Source organism: Methanomethylovorans sp. (genome assembly GCF_041305605.1).
Taxonomy (GTDB): domain Archaea; phylum Halobacteriota; class Methanosarcinia; order Methanosarcinales; family Methanosarcinaceae; genus Methanomethylovorans.
The window spans coordinates 1-2,771 of record NZ_JBFYLB010000166.1; the positions used below are offsets into that span (position 1 = coordinate 1).

Genomic DNA, 2,771 nt, shown 5'->3' on the forward strand with positions numbered 1-2,771 from the left:
ACATCTCTTGAGCAGAATTAATGAACTTGAAGATTGTGAAATAATAAATCCTCCTCTTACGGAGTTATATTCGATCCACAAGGCGATCAATATTAAAAATAAGACCTCTGTGTCTGTGTACATAGTCACCTCTTTTCTTTACCCCAACTACAAGCAAATATTTACGGAAATGTTTGCCCAGAAGATGAACGTATATTTTGTAGTATCGATAGAACTTTTAGACAAAATAAAAACTGAACACCTTGAAGACTTTGAAGAGGTTATTAAAAGTAAATACTTTAATTTCTTCGTTTACAGGCAGAATATGGATTTCAGCTTCTTCATAACTGATGATCACCACATATTGATAAATCTGCTGAGGAAAGACAGAGGGTTTGACAACAAATATATTCTATGCAACACCAGGAACGCTACTGAATGGGGAAAAGAACTTTTTGAATATTTCCTGGAGGAATCTCTGCCAGTGACAAAATTGTCATAATACTTGTTTTTTACTTATATTGCAATAAAATTGTTCAGAACCATTTATGACATCAATTTTTAAAAAGACTTTCCGAAAATCTGGTAGTCTTTTAACCAGAAGATGAGAAATGTAAAAATAGAATTATTACGCTGAGGGGGAGATTCGAACTCCCGCAGCGCGTTAGCACTACCGGTTTTCAAGACCGGCGCCGTAGTCCACTTGGCTACCTCAGCAATGCGTTCTAATGAGTGTGGTATCCTTAATACCAGTTTTGAATATAAGACTTTTGATTAGATGATGCGATGATGCCTGAAAATATAAGGGAAACGAAGAGTTTTACTCTTCGCTTTCACCCTCTTCTGAAGTTGCGGGCTCTTCTGCATCAGCTTCGGGATTCTTGGTCACGTATGGATATTTCTCCACGAATTCCAGATTTGGTATGCCCAGGTTCTCTATAAGCTCGTGAGCGATACGGCCCTTGGAGATAAGCCATCTCTGATTGAAGCTGAACTCGATGGGTATAATTATACGGATCATGTCATCAGTGATCTCCATATCCATGTTGGAAGCACCGGTGTACAGGGAAAGAAGCCCCTTGGCCTTTTCCACAGGTTCATCAAGTTTCTTCTCAATGGTGTACTCGTAGGTGACAGTCCTGCCGGACAGAGAGTGATTAAAGTCAACACGCAGCCTGCGTCCGATGATCTTCTGCACAACACCCTTCTTGCCATCCACTTCGACCTCCATACCTGGGTATGGACGGGTGTCCTTAAGCTGTGCTGCAACCTTAGTGATAGAAATAGACTCCACAAGGGCAGGGTTGTGTACACCAAAGGCCTTCTCAGGAGGGATCTCCAGACTTCCTGTATAGCCCACTTCCTTGCCTATGAAATCCTCATCCAGACCTTTTATGGTATGGCCGGAACCTACTATGACAACATCCCCTCCATACATACCACGAGGATTGAAGATGCCATTCTCTTTTGCAAGTTCCTCACTTGTAGTATCAAAGACCTGTCCGTCCTCGAACCTTCCAGTATATGCTATCCTTATGAAATCTCCTTTCTCTATTGCCACATATATCAACTCTATTCTTTTGATTAATGTAATTATGGATAAAAGTGTCTCTGCTATACTCCTGTGCCTTTAAGAACTTTTTGCCATCAAAGCAGAGCAAAGATCATTTTAGGGAAAAGCAGATAGAAAAAAACACCTCAAAGAGCGTTGAAATAAAAATATCAATTAAAAAAAGAAGAGGAATCGGACCTTTAGGTCCTTACTCCTCTCCCTTCAATGAAAAACGGGCTACATAGGCCTGCATTTCATCGGAAAGCTTTGCAAGTTCCTGCGCTGACTTGGAAAGCTCCAGCATGGAAGAAGTCTGCTGTTCAACAGCTGCAGAAGCCTGCTCAGTCCCAGCAGCTGCTTGTTCTGAAATGGCAGAGATCTCTTCTACGGAACTCGTGATCTCCTCTATACTTGCAGATTGTTCCTGCGCTGCAGCAGCAATTTCCTGTGCCATGATCGCAACCTGTTCACTTCCTTCCACAATTGATTTAACAGATTGCACAGTCTCGGAAAGTGCTGTAGACCCTGTATTTACCTGATCAGTACCTTTATCCATGGCCTCCACTGCATTCTCAGTACCAACCTGCATCTCCTTGATCAAAGAAGATATTTCCTTTGCAGCATCACGAGATTCTTCTGCCAGTTTCCTTACCTCATCAGCAACAACTGCGAATCCTCTGCCATGTTCACCAGCCCTTGCCGCCTCAATAGCTGCATTAAGTGCAAGCATATTTGTCTGGTCCGCAATGTTGGTGATCAGATTGACGATTTCACCGATCTTCTTGGACTTCATGTCAAGCTCACGGATCACATTGGCAGACTCGCCTACAGCTGACTGAATATGACCCATCTGGACTATCAGGTTCTCGGATTGCACACCTACATCCTTTATCGTATCACTGGCCACATTGGCAGTCTCCGCAGCTTTCTGGGCATTCGTGGCTATTTCCTGCACACTCTTGGTCATATCATTCATAGCCCTGGAAACCTCTTCTGTCTTCTCGGACTGGTTATTCGAACCTTTGGCGATCTCTGCAACATTAGTTGAAACTTCAGTAGCGGAAGCAGTCATCTCCTCAGATGCAGCAGATATTTGCTGGGCAGAAGCGGCAATATTTGCAGAATTCATGCTTATCAGCCTGACCATCTTGTTCATGTTGTCCATGATGAGATTCAGCCCGGCAGGAATTTCCTTGAAGTCCACAACAACATCAGTATCAGCTCTCAGGTCAAGTTTTCC

General features: G+C 42.9%; 3 protein-coding genes and 1 tRNA gene. 1 reads left to right on the forward strand and 3 read right to left on the reverse strand.

Annotated elements, in window-relative coordinates:
* Positions 1 to 481 (forward strand): helix-turn-helix transcriptional regulator (locus ACCM36_RS10140; protein WP_370573641.1); only part of this gene is annotated, 481 nt, incomplete at its 5' end.
* A 129-nt stretch (positions 482 to 610) separates the two neighbouring features.
* Here the strand turns inward: ACCM36_RS10140 and ACCM36_RS10145 are convergent.
* The 3 genes from ACCM36_RS10145 to ACCM36_RS10155 all read right to left on the reverse strand — a co-directional run.
* Positions 611 to 696 (reverse strand) — tRNA-Ser (locus tag ACCM36_RS10145).
* Positions 697 to 799: 103 nt separating this feature from the next.
* Complete coding sequence (locus ACCM36_RS10150; protein WP_370573642.1) at positions 800 to 1,540, reverse strand: FKBP-type peptidyl-prolyl cis-trans isomerase; 741 nt, start codon at positions 1,538 to 1,540, stop codon at positions 800 to 802.
* Between the two features lie 199 nt (positions 1,541 to 1,739).
* Positions 1,740 to 2,771 (reverse strand): methyl-accepting chemotaxis protein (locus ACCM36_RS10155; protein WP_370573643.1); only part of this gene is annotated, 1,032 nt, incomplete at its 5' end.